Here is an 18,424-nt window from a genome sequence, read left to right as displayed (position 1 = left end):
GGAAGGACTGTCATGGTTCGGAGCTAGAGCGGCGCTCGGCTGTTTGCATTCCGGCAAAAGCCGCTAGACAGGACCCCATGAGCGAGAAACGAAAAGTCTCCTTCCTCGGCCTCGGCGTGATGGGTGGAGCGATCGCCCGCCACATCGGCAAGGCCGGGCACGAATTGACCGTCTACAACCGCTCGCCCGGCCGGCTCGACAAGTGGCTGGCCGCCAATCCCGGCCTGGCCGCGCGCGTCGCCTCAACGCCGGCCGATGCGGCCGAAGGCGCCGACATGGTGATCACCTGCGTCGGCAACGACGACGACGTCGCCGACGTCGTGCTCGGCCCCCAGGGCGTGTTCCGCGCGCTGCGTCGCGGCGGCGTCTTTGCCGATCACACGACAGTCTCGGCGCGGATCGCCCGCCAGATCGCGGTCGAGGCGCGCGACCTCCAGGTCCATTGCATCGATGCGCCGATGACCGGCTCGCAGATCGGCGCCGAGAAGGGTACGCTCACCCTGATGTGCGGCGGCCGCACCGACGCGATCGACCAGGCGCGCCCGGTGATGGAAGCCTATTCGGCACGCATCGTCCATGTCGGCAAGGCCGGCGCGGGCCAGACCGCCAAGATGGCCAACCAGATCTGCATCGCCGGCATCGTCAGCTCGCTGGCCGAAGCCGTGCGCTTCGCCCAGGCCTCGCACCTCGACATGGGCAAGGTCTACGAGGCGATTTCGGGCGGCGCCGCGCAGTCGTGGCAGATGGACAACCGCTGGGACACGATGAGCCGCGACGAGTTCGACTTCGGCCTGGCGATCGACTGGATGCGCAAGGACCTCGGGCTGGTGATGGAGGAAGGCCGCGGCCTCGGCGTCTCGCTGCCCGTCACCGCGCTGGTCGACCAGTTCTTCGCCGACGTCCAGGCGCTGGGCGGCGGCCGCGAGGACACCAGCGCGATCATCCGCCGATTGCCGCGGAAGGGGCGCAAGTGAAGCCTTCGGTTACCGCGCTCGCCTTCTCCCTCGCTCTCGTTCTCGCCGCCCCAACCCCAGCCCAGGCCGACACGCTGATCGACAACGTCAACGGCATGTCGCTCGACCGCGACGGCAAGGTCGAGCGCTTCACCGGCCTGCTGCTTGGCGACGACGGGCGGATCGAACAGGTGCTGCAGCGTTCGGACAAACGCCCCGGCAAGGTCGATTACAAGGTCGACGGCAAGGGCCGCACGGTGATCCCGGGCTTCATCGATTCGCACGTCCAGCTGATGCCGCTGGGCCTCTCGCTGCTGACCGATACGAAGCCCGACGCGAAGCCACGCCCCGAGGATCGCGACCAGGCGCTGCTCAAGGCGCAGCAGGCGCTGCTCGCGCGCGGGATCACCACCGTCACCGACATGGGCACCACGATCGAGGACTGGCAATCCTACCGTCGCGCAGGCGATGCAGGTGCCTTGCAGATGCGGATCGTGGCCTATGCAGAGGGCATCGACGCGATGATCCTGATCGGCGGCCCAGGGCCGACGCCCTGGCTCTACGACGATCGCCTGCGGTTGAACGGGGTGAAGCTGACGCTCGACGGCGCGCTGATGAGCCGCGCCGCCACGCTCAAGGCGCCTTATGCCGATGCCCCGACCAGCAAGGTCGGGCTGCGGCTCAGCGAGACCCAGCTCAAGAACCTGATGAGCCGCGCATCGATGGACAAGTTCCAGGTCGCGGTCGAGGCCAGCGGCGACAAGGCCGTCCAGGCGGTGATCGATTCGCTGGCCGAACTGTCCGAGACCTACAAGGGCGATCGGCGCTGGCGGATCGAGAATGTCGAGGCGATCGACCTCAACGACCTGCCGGGCCTCACCGGCAAGGGCGTCGCAGCCTCGATGCAGCCGCAGCAGGTCGAGATCGGCTCGACTGTGGCCGAAGCGCGGCTTGGTCCGGCGCGCGTGACCGGCGCCTATGCCTGGAAGTCGCTCGCCGGCGCGGGCGCTTCGCTCGCGTTCGGCTCGGGCGCACCGGGCGCGACACCCGCACCCTTCGCCGCGCTTTCCATCGCCGTGACGCGCCAGCGCGCCGACGGCGAGCCCTATGGCGGCTGGCAGGCGCAGGAGCGGCTGACGCGCGAGAGCGCGCTCGCGGCCTGGACTGCAGGCGCGGCCTGGGCGGGTTTCGCCGAGGGCCGCATCGGTCGCCTCGCCAAGGGCCAGCGCGCCGATTTCCTGCTGCTCGATCGTGATCCGCTGCTGGCGACACCCGCCGAACTACGCGCGACCCAGGTGCTGCAAACCTGGGTGAACGGGCGGCTGGTCTATCAGGCGAAGGACGGCGAGACCGCCCCGCAGGAACCCGGCGAAGGTCGTTAGGGCAGCGGTGCGTCGGCGCCGATCGGCTCGAGATCGGTCGCCGCATCGAGCGCCGCGCGGCGCTCGCTGAAGCGCATGATCAGCAGCGAGCCCTCGAACAGGAACAGAAGCGGGATCAGCAGCATGAGCTGCGAGACGACGTCGGGCGGGGTGATCACCGCCGCGAGGATCGTCATGCCGACGATGACGTAGCGGCGCGCTCCTGCGAGCTGGGTCCGGCTGACGATGCCCGCGCGGTTGAGCAGCAGCAGCAGCACCGGCAGCAGGAAGCTGACGCCGAAGGCCAGGATGAACTGCATGACCAGCGACAGATAGTCGCCGGTGGCCGGCAGTGCTTCGATGTCGAGACCGCCCGCCTTGCCCTCGAAGCCGAGGAACCAGCGGAACGCGGTCGGCATGACGACATAGTAGGCCAGCGCTGCGCCGCTCATGAAAAGCAGCGGCGTGGCGATCAGGAAAGGCAGGAAGGCCTTCTTTTCCTTCGCATAGAGCCCCGGGGCGATGAAGGCCCAGAGCTGGTTGGCGATGATCGGAAAGCTGACGCAGAAGGCCGCGAACAGCGCGACCTTGAGCTCGACGAAGAATGCCTCGTAGAGCTTGGTGTAGATCAGCTTGCCCTGCCCGGCCTCGGCCAGCGGCCGGATCAGGAAGCCGAGGATCGGCTTGGCGAAATACATGCAGACCGCGAAGGCCACGCCGAGCGCCAGGATGCAGCGCATCAACCGCGTGCGCAGCTCGAGCAGGTGATCAAGCAGCGGCGCCTGCGATTCGTCGATTTCCTTGATCTTCAACACGATGCGCGGCTCACGACGAGGAAAGCGGGAGCTGCGGCTCGGCCGTCTCCGATTTCTGATGTTCTGCGGGCGCGTTTTCTGCCGGCGGCGGCAGACCGGCCTCGGCCGAGGCGGCGGCAACCGTGCCTTCGGCCGGCGTCGGATGCGCCTTCATGATCTCTTCGTTCTGCTTGCGCCACTTCTCTTCCATCTCGGCGAGTTCGGCCTCGCGGATCATCGTCTCGATGCCCGAACGGAAATGGCCCGACACACGTCGGATCTTGGCGATCCACTGGCCTGCCATGCGTAGCGCGCGCGGCAGGTCCTTGGGGCCGATGACGACGATCGCGACGATGACGATCAGCAGAAGTTCGGACGCGCCGACGTCGAACATGACGCGTTAGTCCGCGCGGTTCAGCGGTTGGTCGAGTTGGTGTCGACCACCGTTTCGCCGTTCAGCGTGGCCTGCTGCGGCGGCACGGGCTGCGCAGGAATCACCTGAGGGGGAATCTGCGCGGCCGGCGGCGCGGCGGGCTTGCTGTCTTCGTCGTTCAGGCCCTGCTTGAAGCTTTTGATGCCTTTGCCGAAATCACCCATGATCTCGGAAACGCGGCCGCGTCCGAACAGGACGAGCACGACGAGCAGCACGATGACCCAGTGCCAGAGAGACCCAAAACCCATTATCGACTCCGAAGTTTCGCAGGCGGCATGCGCCTAACGCTATCCTATCTAGGCGCTTTCCTCGTCGGTTGCCAGCCCGTCAGGCCCCGTATCGGCGTCCTGTGACAATGCCGTGACCGAATCCGTCGCGGTTTCCTCGGTGCCTTCCCCCGCCCGCTCCGCCGCGGTTTCCCCGACCGTCTCCATCGCCAGCATCGCCTCGTCGATCGGATCGAGCAGGCCAGCGGCGCGCAGTTCGTCGATTCCCGGCAGATCGCGGCGCGATTGCAGGCCGAAATGCGCGAGGAAAGCCGGCGTCGTCGCATAGATCACCGGCCGTCCGGGCACCTCGCGGCGCCCCGCAACGCGCACCCAGCCCGCTTCGAGCAGGACGTCGAGCGTGCCCTTGGCGGTCTGGACACCGCGGATCGCCTCGATCTCGGCGCGGCTGACGGGTTCGTGATAGGCAACGATCGCGAGCACTTCGGTGGCGGCGCGCGACAGCCGGCGCACCTCTTCCTTTTCGCGGCGCAGCAGGTGCGCGAGATCGGGCGCGGTCTGGAACAGCCAGCGGCCGCCGCGCTCGACGAGCTGGATGCCGCGGCCATCGTAGTGTCGGCGCAGTTCGGCCAGCGCCTCGCGCACCGAAGCGCCGCCGAGATGGGTCGAGATCGCATCGACCGTCATCGGATCGGTGGCGGCAAACAAGGTCGCCTCGACGGCGCGGACCAGATCGTCGGGCCGTTCGCTTTCCGAAGTCATCCCGCGCGCCGCATGTGCAGCGGGCCGAAGGTCACGTCCTGCGTCATCTCGGCCTTGCCCTGCTTGGCCAGTTCGAGACAGGCGACGAAGCTCGAAGCCAACGCCGAGCGCTTGAGCCGCGGATCGGCGTGCGGCGGCAGGAAATCGCGCAGTTCCATCCAGTCGAGCGATATGCCGAGCATCGACGACACGCGCGACAAGGCGCTGTCAAGCGTCATGACCATACGGTCACGCACGACGTGGACCACGGGCGCGGTGCGCGCCTTGACCTGGCCATAGGCCTGGATCAGGTCGAACCACTCACACTGCCAGGCATTCTTGCGATCGACGCGCAGGCCTTCGGGCGCACCGCGCTGGAACACGTCGCGCCCTAGCCGGTCGCGCGCCATGAGCCGCGCCGAGGCCTCGCGCATCGCCGCCAGCCGCTGCAGCCGCAATTGCAGGCGCAGCGCCATTTCCTCGGGGCTCGGATCCTCCTGCTCCTCCTTGGGCAGCAGCAGCGCCGACTTGAGATAGGCCAGCCAGGCCGCCATCACGAGATAGTCGGCGGCGAGCTCGAGCCGCAGCTGCTCGGCCTGCTCGATGTAGAGCAGATATTGCTCGACCAGCGCCAGGATCGAGATCTGCCGCAGATCGACCTTCTGGCGCCGCGCGAGATCGAGCAGCAGGTCGAGCGGACCTTCCCAGCCGTCGAGCTCGAGGTAGAGGGCCGCATCCTCGCTCGGCGCCGCGGCGGGAGCGCCCCAGTCCTCGCCCTGGAACAGGGTGGGTGCGAGGTCGGCCTCCCCCATCAGGCGCTTTCGCCCGCGAGCGCGAGCAAGGCGTCGCGCTTGGCCAGGAGTTCGCCCTGGCGCGCCAGTTCGCCGCGTACCGGATCGGTCGCGGCGAGCACACGGTCGAACCGCGCCGCCGCATCGTCGGATAGGGTGGGCAGCAGCCTGGCGATGCCGATCATGTCGTCCATCTTCGCCCAGCAGTTGAGCGCGATGTCGCAGCCCGCGGCGATGGCCCTGGCCGCGCGCTCGGGCACCGAGCCCGACAGCGCCTCCATGTCGAGATCGTCGGTCAGCAGCAGGCCGTCGAAGCCGATGCGCTTGCGGATGATCTCCGCGATCACGAAAGGCGATTGCGTCGCCGGGTTCTCGGCATCCCAGGCGGTGAAGCGGATATGCCCGGTCATGCCGATCGGCGCGTCGGCCAGGGCGCGGAACGGCGCGAGATCGCTCTCGAGCTCGTCCTCGCCGACGGTGACCGTGGGCAGTTCCTTGTGGCTGTCGGCCATGGCGCGGCCGTGGCCGGGCATGTGCTTGATGCAGCCCGCCACCCCCGCCGCAGCAAGACCGTCGAGCGTGGCGCGGCCCAGTGCGGCGACACGCATCGGCTCGCTGCCGAAGGCGCGATCGCCGATCACGTCGTGCGCGCCCGACTGGCGGACGTCGAGCGGCGGATGGCAGTCAACCGAGATGCCGACTTCGGCGAGGTCGAGCCCGAGCGCATGGGCGTTGACCCGCGCCGCCTCGATCGCGCTGGCCGGGGCCACGTCGTAAAGCGCATCGAAGGCCCCGCCCGGTGGGAAGGCCAGCCATTCCGGCGGCTTCATCCGCGCCACGCGGCCGCCTTCCTGATCGATGCAGACGAAGGTCCGCGCGCGCCCGTGGATCGCGCGCAACTCGTCGGTCAGCGCGCGGACCTGGTCGCGGCTGGCGATGTTGCGGCCGAACAGGATGTAGCCGGCAGGATCGGCGTCGCGGAAGAACGCGCGCTCGTCAGGCGATAGGCTGTGGCCAGCGATGCCGAAGATAGCCGGGGTCATCGCGGGAAAATCGCAATTCGCCGCTATTTTCGCAAGTTTTACCCGGTTCAGCGGTGTGGATAGCGGGCTGGCCACCCTCACCGCTGCGACTAGGCCGCTGCGCGACCAAGTCTCGCGCCTCTCCCGCCAGCGGGAGAGGGCAGGAAACGCGCCCCTTCTCCCGCTGGCGGGAGAAGGATAGCGGAGCTTGCTCCGTCAGGAGTTAGCGCAGCTTGGATGAGGGTGGCAGCTCAGTTCTTCACCTGGCAAGCGAGCCCCGCCGCCTTGAGCCGGCCGCAAAGCGCATGGGCGCCCGAGACGTCGCCCGCGAGCACCTGCAGGCGATAGACGGTGCCGATGTCGGCGCTGCCCTCGACCACGCGGTGATTGAGGCCCGACAGCACTTCGTACTGGCCCGAAAGACGAGTCCAGCCGGCATCGGCCTGCGCGCGCGAGGTATAGGCGGCGATCTGCACGCCGATGCCCGCAGGCGCCGGTGCGGCAGGCGAGGCGCCGGCGCTCGGCTTGGCCGCGGGTTCGACCACCGCGGTCTTGGGGGCGGCGCTCTCGCCGAGCCGCGCCGGCCGGGTCTGGCCTTCGGACACCGCGAAAGCGGTGTCGCCGGTGCCTGCGAAGGTCTTGCCGCCGGCGTCCTTGGGCTTTTCCTTGTAGGGCTGCTTGGGCGCGGCGATGACGCTGCCGTCGGCGACCAGAACCTCGTCCTTGCGATGGCTGAGTGCCCACCAGATGCCGCCGCCGATCACGGCGACCGCGAGCAGGCCCAGCGCGATCAGGGTGAAGAGCTGGCCATTGTTGTAGCCCTTGAACTCTTCCTCGTCGTCGCCGTCGGTCTCGAGCCAGGGCAGCCGGACATCGTCGTCGCCGAATTCGAGGCGCGCGGTCTCGGCCGGCGCTTCGCCTTCGTCCTCGGCCCACTCGGCATTCGCCGGCAGGACCAGCGGATCCGCCTCGGGATGCTCGCCGATATCGCTGTGATCGTGGCTCTTTCCGTCGGCCATGGCTACATCTCCTCCACCGCCTCGACGCCCAGCAGCGCCAGTCCATTACGGACTAGCTGCCCGATTTGGCTCGCAAGGAAAAGCCTCGCGCCAGTCACTTGGCCATTCTGTGCCACGATGAACCGCTTTTCCGGGCGGTCGTTGCCGACGTTCCAGTACGAATGGAACGCGGCGGCGAGGTCGCCCAGGAAGAAGGCGACGCGGTGCGGCTCGCGCGCCACGGCGGCCGCTTCGACCAGCCGCGGGAACTGCGCGGCGAGCTTGACCAGCTCGAGTTCCTCCTCGCCGAGCAGCGACAGGTCTGCATCCGACGGCGCGAAGCCCTCGGCCGCGCCCTTGCGCAAGGTCGAGTGGACGCGGGCGTTGGCGTACTGGAGATAGAATACCGGATTGTCCTTCGACGCCTCGACCACCTTGGCGAAGTCGAAGTCCATCTGCGCCTCGGGCTTGCGTGTCAGCATGGTGAAGCGGACGACGTCCTTGCCGACTTCCTCGACCACGTCGGCGAGCGTGACGAAGTTGCCCGAACGCTTGGACATCTTCACCGGCTCGCCGTTGCGCAGCAGCTGGACCATCTGCACGAGCTTGACCTCGAACGGGGTAGCCTTGCCGTCAGCGCCGGTCATCGCGGCCACGGCAGCCTTGATCCGCTTGACCGTGCCCGCGTGGTCCGCGCCCCAGATGTCGACGAGCGCGTCGGCGGTCTGGGCCTTCTGGTAGTGATAGGCGAGGTCGGCACCGAAATAGGTCCAGGCGCCGTTCGACTTCTTGATCGGGCGATCCTGATCGTCGCCGAACTTGGTGGAGCGGAACAGCGGCAGGGCCACGGGCTCCCAGTCTTCGGGAGTCTTGCCCTTGGGCGCCTCGAGCACGCCATCGTAGACGAGATCCTGAGCACGCAGCCACTTCTCGGCTTCCTCGGGCTTGCCCGCGGCCTGGAGTTCGGCCTCGGACGAGAACAGGTCGTGATGGATGCCAAGCAGGCCGAGGTCCTGCTTGATCATCACCAGCATGGCGGCGACCGCCTTCTCGCGGAACAGCACCAGCCACTCGCTCTCGGGCGCGCCGACGTACTTGTCGCCGAACTCCTGCGCCAGCTGCTGGCCGACCGGGACGAGGTATTCGCCCGGATAGAGACCCTCGGGGATCTCGCCGACGGCCTCGCCGAGCGCCTCGCGGTAGCGGACGTGCGCAGAGCGCGCGAGCACGTCGACCTGCGCGCCAGCGTCGTTGACGTAGTATTCGCGGATGACCTTGTGGCCCGAATATTCGAGCAGGCTGGCCAGGGCATCGCCGACCACGGCGCCGCGGCAGTGGCCCATGTGCATCGGCCCGGTCGGGTTGGCCGAGACGTATTCGATGTTCACCGTCGTGCCGCCGCCGAGGTTCGAGCGGCCGTAGTCGTCGCCGAGCGCGGCGATCGCGCGCAGTTCGGCGAGCCAGGCCTCGGGCACGAGGCGCAGATTGATGAAGCCGGGGCCGGCGATCTCGGCGCTGGTCACCTCGGGCAGCTTGGCGAGCTCGGCGACGAGCGCTTCGGCCAACTGGCGCGGGTTCTTGCCCGCAGGCTTGGCCAGGACCATCGCGGCATTGGTCGCGAGATCGCCGTGCGAGGCGTCGCGCGGCGGCTCGACCGTGATCGCGGCGCGGTTGAGCCCGGCGGGCAGTTCGCCTGCGGCTTCGAGCCGGTCGAGAACGTCAGCGATGTGGCCGGCGAAAGCGGCGTAGAGGGTCTTGGTTTCGGACATCGGGCGCGACTAGCGGGTTTGGCCGTTCAAGGGAACCTTTGAGCGATCCGCACGTGATGCCATAAGGCGTCGGAGATCAGGGGAGGACGGCATGAAGATCAGGTTGCTCGCGGCGCTATCGGCTTCGCTGCTGTCGCTGGCCACCCCGGCGCTGACTTCCCCTGCGCTTGCGCAATCCGCGCCGCGGGCGCTCTCGGCCTCGGACGTCCAGCAGGCGCAGCAACAACACCCGCAGATGGTCGAGCAATTCGGCGGCGAACTGACCGGCCCGCTGGCCGACTACGTCGCCGGCGTCGGCCGCCGCCTCGCACCGCAGACGAACCTGGCGAGCAATTACCGCGTCACCGTACTCAACTCGCCGGTGCGCAACGCCTTCGCCGTGCCCGGCGGCTACGTCTACGTCACGCGCGAGCTGCTCGCGCTGATGAACAGCGAGGACGAACTGGCCTTCGTTCTGGGCCACGAGATGGGCCATGTCGCCGCGCGGCACGGGCAGAAGCGCCAGACGCGCTCGACGATCACCGGCATCGGTGCGGCAATCGCCCAGGTCTTGACCGGCTCCGACGTCGTCGGCCAGGTCGCAGGCCAGGTCGGCCAGGGGCTGTTGCTCGGCTATTCGCGCGGTCAGGAGAACGAATCGGACAGCCTCGGCGTCCGCTACATGTCCGCCGCCGGCTACGATCCCTATGCCGCGCCGCGCATGCTCTCGGCGATGGGCGCGGCCGAAAGCCTCGACGCGCAGGTCGCGGGGCGCCAGCAATCGCAGACCCCTTCGTGGAGCCGCACCCACCCGCTCTCCGCCGATCGCGTCCAGCGCACCCGCGCGCTCGCCGCGCAGCAGCGTCCCGCAGGCATCCCCTCCCCGCAAAGCCGCGACCGCTTCTTCGCGGCGATCGACGGCATGACCTATGGCGACGACCCGCGCCAGGGCATCGTCGACGGCCGTCAGTTCCGCCATCCGGGGCTGCGCTTCAAATTCACCGCGCCGCAAGGCTACACGATCGAGAACGGTACCAGCGCGGTCACGATCGCCGGCAGCGGCGGCCAGGCGCAGTTCGGCACGGGGCGGCTCTCGGGCAGCCTCGACGGCTATGTCGGCCAGGTCTTCCGCTCGCTGTCGAGCGGCAGCGGCGCGCTCAACCTGCCCGCGACTCAGACCTCGACGATCAACGGCATGCCCGTCGCCTATGCCACGACCCGCGCCAGCGCCAACCGCACCCAGGTCGACGTGACCGTCACCGCCTATCGCTGGGACGCGGACACCGCCTATCACTTCGTCACGATCGTCCCGGCCGGCGCCGGGATCGGGCCGTTCCGCGAGACGCTGAACTCGCTGGCGCCGATGTCGGCGAGCGAAGCCGCGGCGGTGCGGCGGCGGGTGATCGACGTCGTCACGGTCCAGCGCGGCGACACCGCGCGCGTGCTGGCGGCACGGATGGCCTTTGCCGACTACCAGCTCGAACGCTTCCTCGTGCTCAACGGGCTCGAGGCCAACGCCACCCTGCAGCCGGGCACCAAGGTCAAGCTGATCGTCTACGGCTCCTGACCGGGCCGAACACGGGCCTGTAAACGCGCACCGTTTTCGGCTATCGGCGCGCGCCATGGCCTCCACTCCCGCCCCCCAGACCTATCGCGTCAAGAGCTTCGGCTGCCAGATGAACGTCTATGACGGCGAGCGCATGGCCGAGCTGCTCGCGAGCCAGGGCCTGTCGCCGGCGGCCGAGGGTAACGACGCCGATCTGGTCGTGCTCAACACCTGCCACATTCGCGAGAAGGCGGCGGAGAAGGTCTATTCGGACATCGGCCGGCTGCGCCGCAAGGACGGGTCGAGCCCGCTGATCGCAGTGGCCGGGTGCGTCGCTCAGGCCGAGGGCGAGGAGATCATGACCCGCGCGCCGGCGGTCAAGATGGTGGTCGGGCCGCAGGCCTATCACCGCCTGCCCGAGATGATCGCCGAGGCTCAGGCGGGGCGGCGGGTGACCGATACCGACATGCCGGCCGAGACCAAGTTCGACGCCCTGCCGGCCCGGCGCAAGTCCGGCCCCAGCGCCTTCCTGACGGTGCAGGAAGGCTGCGACAAGTTCTGCACCTATTGCGTGGTTCCTTACACCCGTGGGGCCGAAATATCGCGGCCGTTCAAGGACCTGATCGCGGAGGCCGAGCGGCTGGTGGCGGCCGGCGCGCGCGAGATCACCCTGTTGGGGCAGAACGTAAACGCCTGGACCGGCGAGGATTTTTCGGGCCGCGCGGTCGGACTAGAAGGCCTGGCTTTACACCTGGCGAAGCTGCCGGATTTGCGCCGCATCCGCTACACCACCAGCCATCCCAACGACATGACCGACGCGCTGATCGCCGCGCACCGCGACAATCCCAAGCTGATGCCGTTCCTGCACCTGCCGGTCCAGGCGGGCAGTGATCGCGTGCTCAAGGCGATGAACCGCAGCCACACCGCCGAAAGCTACCTCAAGGTGCTCGACAAGGTGCGCGCGGTGCGCCCCGACATCGCGCTGTCGGGCGACTTCATCGTCGGCTTCCCCGGCGAGACCGAGGCCGAGTTCGCCGAGACGCTCGCGCTGGTCGAAGCGGTCGGTTACGCGCAGTGCTTCAGCTTCAAGTACAGCCCGCGCCCGGGCACTCCCGCGGCAACGATGGACGGTCAGGTTCCGGCAGACGTGATGGACAACAGGCTGCAGCGGCTGCAGGACGCGCTCAACCGCAGCCAGGTCGCCTTCAACCAGGCCACGGTCGGCCGCCGCTGCGAGGTGCTGGTCGAGCGCAAGGGCAAGCTGCCGGGCCAGTGGCTGGGCAAGACCCCCTGGCTGCAATCGGCGCACTTTGTCGGCGAGGCGGCGATCGGCGACATCGTCACGGTCGACCTGATCGAGGCCGGCGCCAATTCGCTGAGCGCGCGGCTCGTCGCATTAACCGCTGTCTGATCCCGAATTCGGCCAGTTTTCCACCACGCCGGGACGCATGCGTCCTTGCACTGCAACATGGCAGGATTATCTTTCGACTCATGAGGCCGCTCCGGCCTCGCATCGAAAGGAGCGCATGGCCCGAAAGCCCGCCCGCGCCGACAGTGATCTGGCGCAACTTCGTCGTCCGGAGACACCCCGCAGAGCCCGGATCGAGGTACAGTTCGACGAGCAGACCCTGCTCGGAGCCGTGTTCGGCCAGTACGACGCCAATCTCGTGCAGATCGAAAACCGGCTCGGCGTCTATATCGCGGCTCGCGGTGATCGCGTGCAGATCGAAGGCCCGGACGATGCGGTGGCCCGCGCACGCGACGTGCTCAAGGGCATGTACCAAAGGCTCGAACAGGGACACGAGCTCGACTCGGGCGCGGTGGAATCGCTGATCGCCATGTCGAGCGAGCCGACCCTCGAAGGCATCATCACCGGCAGCCACGACGCGCCGCCGATCATGATCCGTACGCGCAAGAAGACGATCGTGCCGCGCTCGGGCGTGCAGATCGACTACATGAAGGCGCTGAATTCCAAGGACGTGATCTTCGCGCTGGGTCCCGCCGGTACCGGCAAGACCTATCTCGCGGTCGCCCAGGCCGTGCAGCAGCTGATGACCGGATCGGTCCAGCGGCTGATCCTGTCGCGCCCCGCGGTCGAGGCAGGCGAGCGGCTGGGCTTCCTGCCCGGCGACATGAAGGAGAAGGTCGATCCCTATCTCCGCCCGATCTACGACGCGCTCTACGACTGCATGCCGCCCGAACAGGTCGAGCGGCGCATGGCCTCGGGCGAGATCGAGATCGCGCCGATCGCCTTCATGCGCGGCCGCACCCTGGCCGATGCCTTCGTCATCCTCGACGAGGCGCAGAACACCACCCAGGCGCAGATGAAGATGTTCCTCACGCGCTTCGGCCAGAACAGCCGCATGGTGATCTGCGGCGATCCGCGGCAGGTCGACATCCCCGGCGGCGATGCCCAGAGCGGCCTGGCCGACGCAGTGCGCCGGCTCGAAGGGGTCGACGGCATCGGCGTCGTGCGCTTCAGCACGGCCGACGTGGTCCGCCACCCGATCGTCGGACGCATCGTCGAGGCCTACGAAGGGCCGAACGCTTAAGTTCAGATCCTCCCCGTTTTCGCGAAGCGCAAATGGGGAGGGGGACCGCCCGCAAAGCGGGTGGTGGAGGGGTAAGTCGCGCAAGACCCCCTCCACCACCAGCCCCTGCGGGCCTGGCGGTCTCCCTCCCCATTTGTCTCCTGCGGAGAAAAACAGGGAGGATCTCAGGAAGAAAATTATGGACCTGGATCTCGACATCGAAGCCCCCTGGCCGCCTGCCTTCGACTGGGCGGACCTGGCCGAACGCGCGGCCGAGGCCGCCTGCGAAGTCGCGCCCGAGCTCGACAACCCGCGGCTGACCGCCAGCCTGCTGTTCACCTCGGATGCCGAAGTCCACACGCTCAACCGCGAATGGCGCGCCAAGGACAAGCCGACCAACGTGCTGTCCTTTCCGATGCTCGAACGCGACGAATTGATCGATCTCGCCGCCGATGGCCCGCCCGAACTGCTCGGCGACATCAGCCTCGCTTGCGAAACCTGCAAGCGCGAGGCCGAGGAGAATGGCGTCGCCTTCGAGGATCACACGGCCCATCTGATCGTCCACGGACTGCTGCACCTGGCTGGCCTCGATCACGAGATTTCGCCCGCGGATGCCGCCGCGATGGAGGCGCTGGAAATCAAAGCGCTTGCCCTGATGGGCATTGCGGACCCATATGGGGATGCAAACGACGCAACAGGGGCTTGAACAGGGAATGGCCGAGCAGGGCCGCATAGCAGACGCCGGATCCGGAGATCCGGACAGTAGCTACTCGCTTTGGCGCTCGATCCGGCGCTTCTTCGACAAGGGCGACAACGAGCAATCGCTCCGCGCCCAGCTCGAGGAGGCGATCGACGAGCACGAAGACGATACCGGCGACGCACAGACTGCGAAGGGCGATCTTTCGCCCACCGAGCGCCAGATGCTGCGCAACCTCCTCCATTTCAGCGAGCACGACGCCGACGACGTCGCGATTCCGCGCGGCGAGATCATCGCGATCCGCGCCTCGGCGAGCTGGGACGAGGTGGTCGAAGCTTTCGCCGAGCACGGCCACAGCCGCCTGCCGGTCTACGGCGAAACGCTCGACGAAGTGGTCGGCATGGTCCTGATCAAGGACGTCTTCCCCTATCTCGCCAAAGGCACCCCGCCCGAGGATTGGACCACCTTGATGCGCCAGCCGCTGTTCGTGCCGCAGGCGCGCGGCGCGCTCGACGTGCTGGCCGACATGCGCACGAGCCGCACGCACTTGGCGATCGTCATCGACGAATATTCGGGCACCGACGGCATCATCACCATCGAGGACCTGGTCGAGGAGATCATCGGCGACATCGAGGACGAGCACGACGACGCCCCCGAGGCGCTGATCGTGCCGATCGAGGACGGCATGTGGGAAGCCGACGCTCGCGCCGAGCTCGACGACGTGGCCGACACGATCGACCCGCGACTGGCCGAGGTCGAGGAAGCCGTCGACACGCTCGGCGGCCTGACTTTCGTGCTCGCGGGCCAGGTGCCCCCGGTCGGCACCGTGGTCGATCACGACAGCGGCTGGCGGATCGAAGTGATCGCCGGCAACGAAAAGCACGTCACCCGGCTGCGACTGCACCCGCCGCGCGCAGCCGAGACCGAGGAGGACTGACATGGCCGTTCGCCGCCTCCCCCCGCTGCGCGCACTCGAGGCCTTCGTGCGCGTGGTCCGGCTCGGCTCGGCCAAGGCGGCCTCGTCCGAGCTCGGCCTGTCGCCCTCGGCACTGTCGCGCCGCGTGGCGGCGCTCGAGGACTTCACCGGCAAGCGGCTGTTCACCCGCCAGCACCAGGCGATGAAGCTGACCGACGAGGGCATGGCCTTCTACAACGCGGTCAGCCCCAAGCTCGAGGAACTGGCCGAGGCTGTCGAGGCGCAGGTCGATCCGGGCCGCGTGCTGCGCCTCCACCTGGGCGTGCCTTCGCTGTTCGGCGGCCAGCGGCTGTTCCCCAAGCTGCCCGAACTGCGCAAGCTGCACCCGCGCCTGCACATCGACATCGACACGAGCCCCCATTCGGACACGCGCGTCGGCGATACGCTCGACGCCGCGATCATCATGGCGAAGGAGCCCGATCCCTCGTTTCATGCCGTGCAGCTCGATCACAACAAGGTCTATGCGATCACCTCGCACCAGATCGCCGCCGAGATGGGCAAGACCCCCGATCCGGCCAAGCTGGCGCGCCAGACCTTCCTGATCCACCACGACCTGCCCGACAGTTTCGACGCCTGGAAGGCGGCCATCGGCATGCCGCGGCTGCAGCCCGCGGCGATCGACCATTTCGATTCGGGCCAGCTGATCCTCGAAGCCGCGGCGCAGGGCCTGGGCATCGCGATCATGCACGACGATCACTTCAACCGGCGCCAGGACGAGCGCCTGGCCCGGCTGTTCAATATCGACGTCGAGAGCCCCTATTCCTACTGGTTCATCTGCCGTCCGCGCGACCTCGAGGCGCGTCCGGTCAAGATCTTCCACGAATGGATCGTCAAGGCCGGGCTCTGAAAAAGCCAGGATAGGGAATTATACCTAGGCCCGAAGTTACCACGTATACTTAACGCTCGTTTACCTCCGCCCGCGGGTCGGCGCGTCTTGTGCCGACGGATAGCTGGCGTGAGTTTATGGCCGATCTTGCCTTTGCCCTGAATCCAGATGCGCTGAATATCGGCCGTCTTGCGCCGCTGCCGCAGGCGGAGATCGCCCGGCTGATGTCGCTCTACGAAGCCGGCAAGCTCGCCGAACTGGTGCGCGATGCCCAGGCGCTCACCGCGCGCCATCGCCCCTCGCTCGAACTCTACAACATTCTCGGCGCCGCCTGCGTCGCACTCGGCGACTTTCCCGGGGCCGAGGCCGCGTTCCGCGCCGCGATCGACGTCGACGGCCGCCACGCCGACCTGCACAGCAATCTCGGTGCCGCGCTGGAACCGCAAGGCAAGTTCGACGAAGCCATCGCCGCCTATCGCCGCGCGATCGCGCTGAACCCCGACAAGGCATCGGCCCATTACAACCTCGGCAACGTGCTGCGCCGCCAGCACGCCCTGCCCCAGGCCGTCGCCTGCTACGAACGCGCGATCACGCTCAAGCCCGACTATTTCGAGGCGTTCAACAACCTCGGCCTGGCCTTCCAGGAACAGAACGCGCTGACCGAGGCGGTGAACTGCTATCAGCAGGCCCTGACGTTGAACCCCGGCTATGCCGAATCCTACAACAACCTCGGCCTGGCAGCGAAAGGCCTGGGCGACCCCGAACGCGCGGTGCAATGCTACAAGCAGGCGCTGGCGCTGCAGCCGGGATCGCCCAAGGCGCTGCACAACATCGCCACGGTGCTGCTAGACATCAACGACTACGACGGCGTGATCCAGGTGCTCGACCTGCTGCTGTCGTTCACCCCCGACGATGCCCTGGCCCAGCGCCAGAAGGCCTTCGCGCAGATGCATGTCTGCGATTTTTCGGCGAACCGCGACATGCCCGCGCCGGCGAGCGAGACCGTGGATGGCTTGGTGCCTCCGCCCTTCATCATGCTGCCCTTCTTCGACGATGGCGCGCAGCAACTTGCCTATTCGCGGCTGTGGGCCCGCAGCCTGGTGCGCCAGCAGGCTCCGGCCGCGGCACCGAACCCGGCGAGCGACGGTCGCATCCGCATCGGCTATTTCTCCGCCGACTTCCACAGTCACGCCACGATGTTCCTGATGGCCGGGCTGCTCCGTACGCACGACCGAGAGCGCTTCGAGATCACCGCCTACAGCTATGGCGAGATCGTCGACGCGGAAGTCCGCGACCAGTTGCAGGGCCAGGTCGACCGCCTCGTCGACATCCGCAGCATGGCCGATCAGGACGTCGTCGAGCTTACCCGAAGCCACGGGCTCGACATCGCCATCGACCTCAAGGGTTACACGGGCCAGGCGCGTTCGCGCCTGTTCTCCGGCCGACTGGCGCCCGTCCAGATCAACTATCTGGGCTATCCGGGCTCAATGGGCGTCGACGACATCGACTACATCATCGCCGATCCCGTGGTCATTCCCCCGGCGTCGCGGGATTTCTACAGCGAGAAGGTCATCTACCTGCCGGGCAGCTACCAGCCCAACGACGATCAGCGCGCCATTGCCGAGACCGGCGCGACGCGGGCCGATTTCGGGCTGCCCGAAGACGGGTTCGTCTTCTGCTGCTTCAACCACACCTACAAGATCTGCCCGAACGTGTTCGACATCTGGATGCGCCTGCTCGATCGTACCGAGGGAAGCGTGCTGTGGCTGCTGGGCTCGAAGGAGAGCGCCAAGGTCAACCTGCGCAAGGAGGCCGCGCTGCGCGGCATCGATCCCGATCGGGTGATCTTTGCCGATGGCCTGCCCCAGGCCGAACACCTCGCGCGGCTGCGCCTGGCCGACCTGTTCGTCGACACCTTCGCGGTCAATGCCCACACCACCGCCAGCGATGCGCTGTGGGCCGGGGTCCCGGTCGTGACCATGGCCGGCGGCCAGTTCGCCGCACGCGTCGGCGCGAGCCTGCTCCACGCCGTGGGCCTGCCCGATCTCGTCACCGACAATGTCGCGGATTATGAAGCGCTGATCGCCGATCTCGCCGCCGATCGGGCGCGGTTGGCGGCGGTGCGCGAGAGGCTGGCGGACAATCGCCTGACCCAGCCTTTGTTCGATACCGCAGGCTATACCGCCGTGATCGAACGGGCCTTCGAGACCGTCCACCAGCGCAGGCTCGATGGCCTGCCACCGGTGGACGTCGTCATCGACTGATCACTCGGCCACTGATTACTCGGACGTGATCGTCGCCTTGACGATGTTGCCCGGATCGCGCGGCGGCTCGCCCTTGGGCAGCGCGTCGACGTTTTCCATGCCTTCGACCACCTGACCCCATACGGTGTACTGCTTGTCGAGGAAGCGTGCGTCGTCGAAGCAGATGAAGAACTGGCTGTTCGCCGAATGCGGTGCGCTGGTGCGCGCCATCGAGCAGACGCCGCGGACGTGCGGCTCGTCGTTGAACTCGGCCTGGAGGTCGGGCTTGTCCGAACCGCCCATGCCCGTGCCGTTGGGGCAGCCGCCCTGCGCCATGAAGCCGGGGATCACGCGGTGGAACTTGATGCCGTCGTAGAAGCCTTCGTTGACCAGCTCCTTGATCCGCTCGACGTGGCCGGGGGCCAGGTCGGGACGCAGCTTGATCTTCACGTCGCCGGTCGAGAGTTCGAAATTCAGGTATTCGTCGGCCATGGGAATCTCCTCAGGTTTGCGCGGGATATAGGGGCAATCGCGACA

18 protein-coding genes are annotated in these 18,424 nt (G+C 67.6%); 9 read left to right on the top strand and 9 right to left on the bottom strand.

Translation table 11 applies throughout. The annotated features are described in order from the left end of the window. Positions 1-77: 77 nt before the first annotated feature. Together OLX23_RS15360 and OLX23_RS15355 are read left to right on the top strand one after the other, a co-directional pair. Positions 78-974 (top strand): NAD(P)-dependent oxidoreductase, encoded by an 897-nt coding sequence (locus OLX23_RS15360; RefSeq protein ID WP_264445894.1) that lies wholly within the window; start codon positions 78-80, stop codon positions 972-974. Continuing rightward, positions 971-2,335, top strand: a complete 1,365-nt coding sequence (locus OLX23_RS15355; RefSeq protein WP_264445893.1) for an amidohydrolase — start codon at positions 971-973, stop codon at positions 2,333-2,335. Before OLX23_RS15360 ends, OLX23_RS15355 begins: the two co-directional genes overlap by 4 nt. On the opposite strand, the gene tatC is transcribed toward OLX23_RS15355, so the two are convergent. From tatC to argS, 8 genes are all read right to left on the bottom strand, one after another. Next, on the bottom strand, positions 2,332-3,132 hold the full coding sequence (tatC, locus tag OLX23_RS15350) for a twin-arginine translocase subunit TatC (protein ID WP_264446261.1): 801 nt from the start codon (positions 3,130-3,132) through the stop codon (positions 2,332-2,334). The two genes, OLX23_RS15355 and tatC, sit on opposite strands and share 4 nt — an antisense overlap. 7 nt (positions 3,133-3,139) lie before the next feature. Next, positions 3,140-3,502 (bottom strand): Sec-independent protein translocase protein TatB, encoded by a 363-nt coding sequence (tatB, locus tag OLX23_RS15345; protein ID WP_264445892.1) that lies wholly within the window; start codon positions 3,500-3,502, stop codon positions 3,140-3,142. Between the two features lie 20 nt (positions 3,503-3,522). Next, complete coding sequence (locus OLX23_RS15340) at positions 3,523-3,789, bottom strand: twin-arginine translocase TatA/TatE family subunit (protein WP_264445891.1); 267 nt, start codon at positions 3,787-3,789, stop codon at positions 3,523-3,525. Positions 3,790-3,837: 48 nt separating this feature from the next. Beyond that, positions 3,838-4,530 (bottom strand): SMC-Scp complex subunit ScpB, encoded by a 693-nt coding sequence (gene scpB, locus OLX23_RS15335; RefSeq protein WP_264445890.1) that lies wholly within the window; start codon positions 4,528-4,530, stop codon positions 3,838-3,840. Further along, positions 4,527-5,321 (bottom strand): segregation and condensation protein A, encoded by a 795-nt coding sequence (locus tag OLX23_RS15330; RefSeq protein ID WP_264445889.1) that lies wholly within the window; start codon positions 5,319-5,321, stop codon positions 4,527-4,529. The genes scpB and OLX23_RS15330 overlap by 4 nt, the downstream gene beginning before the upstream one ends. Then, positions 5,321-6,343 carry a beta-N-acetylhexosaminidase gene (nagZ, locus tag OLX23_RS15325; protein WP_264445888.1) on the bottom strand — a complete coding sequence of 341 codons (1,023 nt, stop codon included), beginning with the start codon at positions 6,341-6,343 and terminating at the stop codon, positions 5,321-5,323. Before nagZ ends, OLX23_RS15330 begins: the two co-directional genes overlap by 1 nt. Before the next feature lie 230 nt (positions 6,344-6,573). Continuing rightward, positions 6,574-7,341 (bottom strand): SPOR domain-containing protein, encoded by a 768-nt coding sequence (locus tag OLX23_RS15320; protein WP_264445887.1) that lies wholly within the window; start codon positions 7,339-7,341, stop codon positions 6,574-6,576. A gap of 2 nt (positions 7,342-7,343) precedes the next feature. After that, positions 7,344-9,089, bottom strand: coding sequence for an arginine--tRNA ligase (argS, locus tag OLX23_RS15315; protein WP_264445886.1), 1,746 nt, complete (start codon positions 9,087-9,089; stop codon positions 7,344-7,346). A gap of 91 nt (positions 9,090-9,180) precedes the next feature. Here argS and OLX23_RS15310 point away from each other — a divergent pair, with 91 nt between their 5' ends. The 7 genes from OLX23_RS15310 (at position 9,181) to OLX23_RS15280 (ending at position 17,908) form a co-directional block, all read left to right on the top strand. After that, positions 9,181-10,635 (top strand): M48 family metalloprotease, encoded by a 1,455-nt coding sequence (locus tag OLX23_RS15310; RefSeq protein ID WP_264445885.1) that lies wholly within the window; start codon positions 9,181-9,183, stop codon positions 10,633-10,635. Between the two features lie 55 nt (positions 10,636-10,690). Next, a complete protein-coding gene (miaB, locus tag OLX23_RS15305; RefSeq protein WP_264445884.1) occupies positions 10,691-12,025 on the top strand; it encodes a tRNA (N6-isopentenyl adenosine(37)-C2)-methylthiotransferase MiaB in 1,335 nt (444 codons plus the stop codon). Between the two features lie 115 nt (positions 12,026-12,140). Next, positions 12,141-13,166 carry a PhoH family protein gene (locus tag OLX23_RS15300; RefSeq protein WP_264445883.1) on the top strand — a complete coding sequence of 342 codons (1,026 nt, stop codon included), beginning with the start codon at positions 12,141-12,143 and terminating at the stop codon, positions 13,164-13,166. A gap of 178 nt (positions 13,167-13,344) precedes the next feature. Then, positions 13,345-13,851: an rRNA maturation RNase YbeY gene (gene ybeY, locus OLX23_RS15295; RefSeq protein ID WP_264445882.1), complete on the top strand. Its 507-nt coding sequence runs from the start codon at positions 13,345-13,347 to the stop codon at positions 13,849-13,851. Positions 13,852-13,858: 7 nt separating this feature from the next. Then, complete coding sequence (locus tag OLX23_RS15290; protein ID WP_264445881.1) at positions 13,859-14,779, top strand: hemolysin family protein; 921 nt, start codon at positions 13,859-13,861, stop codon at positions 14,777-14,779. 1 nt (position 14,780) lies between these two features. Then, complete coding sequence (locus OLX23_RS15285; protein ID WP_264445880.1) at positions 14,781-15,665, top strand: LysR substrate-binding domain-containing protein; 885 nt, start codon at positions 14,781-14,783, stop codon at positions 15,663-15,665. A gap of 116 nt (positions 15,666-15,781) precedes the next feature. Then, positions 15,782-17,908, top strand: a complete 2,127-nt coding sequence (locus OLX23_RS15280; RefSeq protein WP_264445879.1) for a tetratricopeptide repeat protein — start codon at positions 15,782-15,784, stop codon at positions 17,906-17,908. 15 nt (positions 17,909-17,923) lie between these two features. Here OLX23_RS15280 and OLX23_RS15275 read toward each other — a convergent pair whose 3' ends face one another. Beyond that, positions 17,924-18,379 (bottom strand): peptidylprolyl isomerase, encoded by a 456-nt coding sequence (locus tag OLX23_RS15275; RefSeq protein ID WP_264445878.1) that lies wholly within the window; start codon positions 18,377-18,379, stop codon positions 17,924-17,926. Positions 18,380-18,424 lie beyond the last annotated feature (45 nt).

The organism is Novosphingobium sp. JCM 18896 (assembly GCF_025938095.1).
In the GTDB taxonomy this organism is placed as follows: domain Bacteria; phylum Pseudomonadota; class Alphaproteobacteria; order Sphingomonadales; family Sphingomonadaceae; genus Novosphingobium.
This window is presented reverse-complemented; position numbering and strand designations above follow the sequence as displayed.

Bases quoted from the DNA above. Each gene is read 5' to 3' on its own strand.
- scpB (WP_264445890.1), bottom strand. From the start codon at position 4,530: ATGACTTCGGAAAGCGAACGGCCCGACGATCTGGTCCGCGCCGTCGAG.
- argS (WP_264445886.1), bottom strand. From the start codon at position 9,089: ATGTCCGAAACCAAGACCCTCTACGCCGCTTTCGCCGGCCACATCGCT.
- ybeY (WP_264445882.1), top strand. From the start codon at position 13,345: ATGGACCTGGATCTCGACATCGAAGCCCCCTGGCCGCCTGCCTTCGAC.
- OLX23_RS15285 (WP_264445880.1), top strand. From the start codon at position 14,781: ATGGCCGTTCGCCGCCTCCCCCCGCTGCGCGCACTCGAGGCCTTCGTG.
- OLX23_RS15340 (WP_264445891.1), bottom strand. From the start codon at position 3,789: ATGGGTTTTGGGTCTCTCTGGCACTGGGTCATCGTGCTGCTCGTCGTG.
- OLX23_RS15290 (WP_264445881.1), top strand. From the start codon at position 13,859: ATGGCCGAGCAGGGCCGCATAGCAGACGCCGGATCCGGAGATCCGGAC.
- OLX23_RS15310 (WP_264445885.1), top strand. From the start codon at position 9,181: ATGAAGATCAGGTTGCTCGCGGCGCTATCGGCTTCGCTGCTGTCGCTG.
- OLX23_RS15360 (WP_264445894.1), top strand. From the start codon at position 78: ATGAGCGAGAAACGAAAAGTCTCCTTCCTCGGCCTCGGCGTGATGGGT.
- OLX23_RS15275 (WP_264445878.1), bottom strand. From the start codon at position 18,379: ATGGCCGACGAATACCTGAATTTCGAACTCTCGACCGGCGACGTGAAG.
- tatB (WP_264445892.1), bottom strand. From the start codon at position 3,502: ATGTTCGACGTCGGCGCGTCCGAACTTCTGCTGATCGTCATCGTCGCG.
- miaB (WP_264445884.1), top strand. From the start codon at position 10,691: ATGGCCTCCACTCCCGCCCCCCAGACCTATCGCGTCAAGAGCTTCGGC.
- OLX23_RS15280 (WP_264445879.1), top strand. From the start codon at position 15,782: ATGGCCGATCTTGCCTTTGCCCTGAATCCAGATGCGCTGAATATCGGC.
- OLX23_RS15300 (WP_264445883.1), top strand. From the start codon at position 12,141: ATGGCCCGAAAGCCCGCCCGCGCCGACAGTGATCTGGCGCAACTTCGT.
- nagZ (WP_264445888.1), bottom strand. From the start codon at position 6,343: ATGACCCCGGCTATCTTCGGCATCGCTGGCCACAGCCTATCGCCTGAC.
- OLX23_RS15320 (WP_264445887.1), bottom strand. From the start codon at position 7,341: ATGGCCGACGGAAAGAGCCACGATCACAGCGATATCGGCGAGCATCCC.
- OLX23_RS15330 (WP_264445889.1), bottom strand. From the start codon at position 5,321: ATGGGGGAGGCCGACCTCGCACCCACCCTGTTCCAGGGCGAGGACTGG.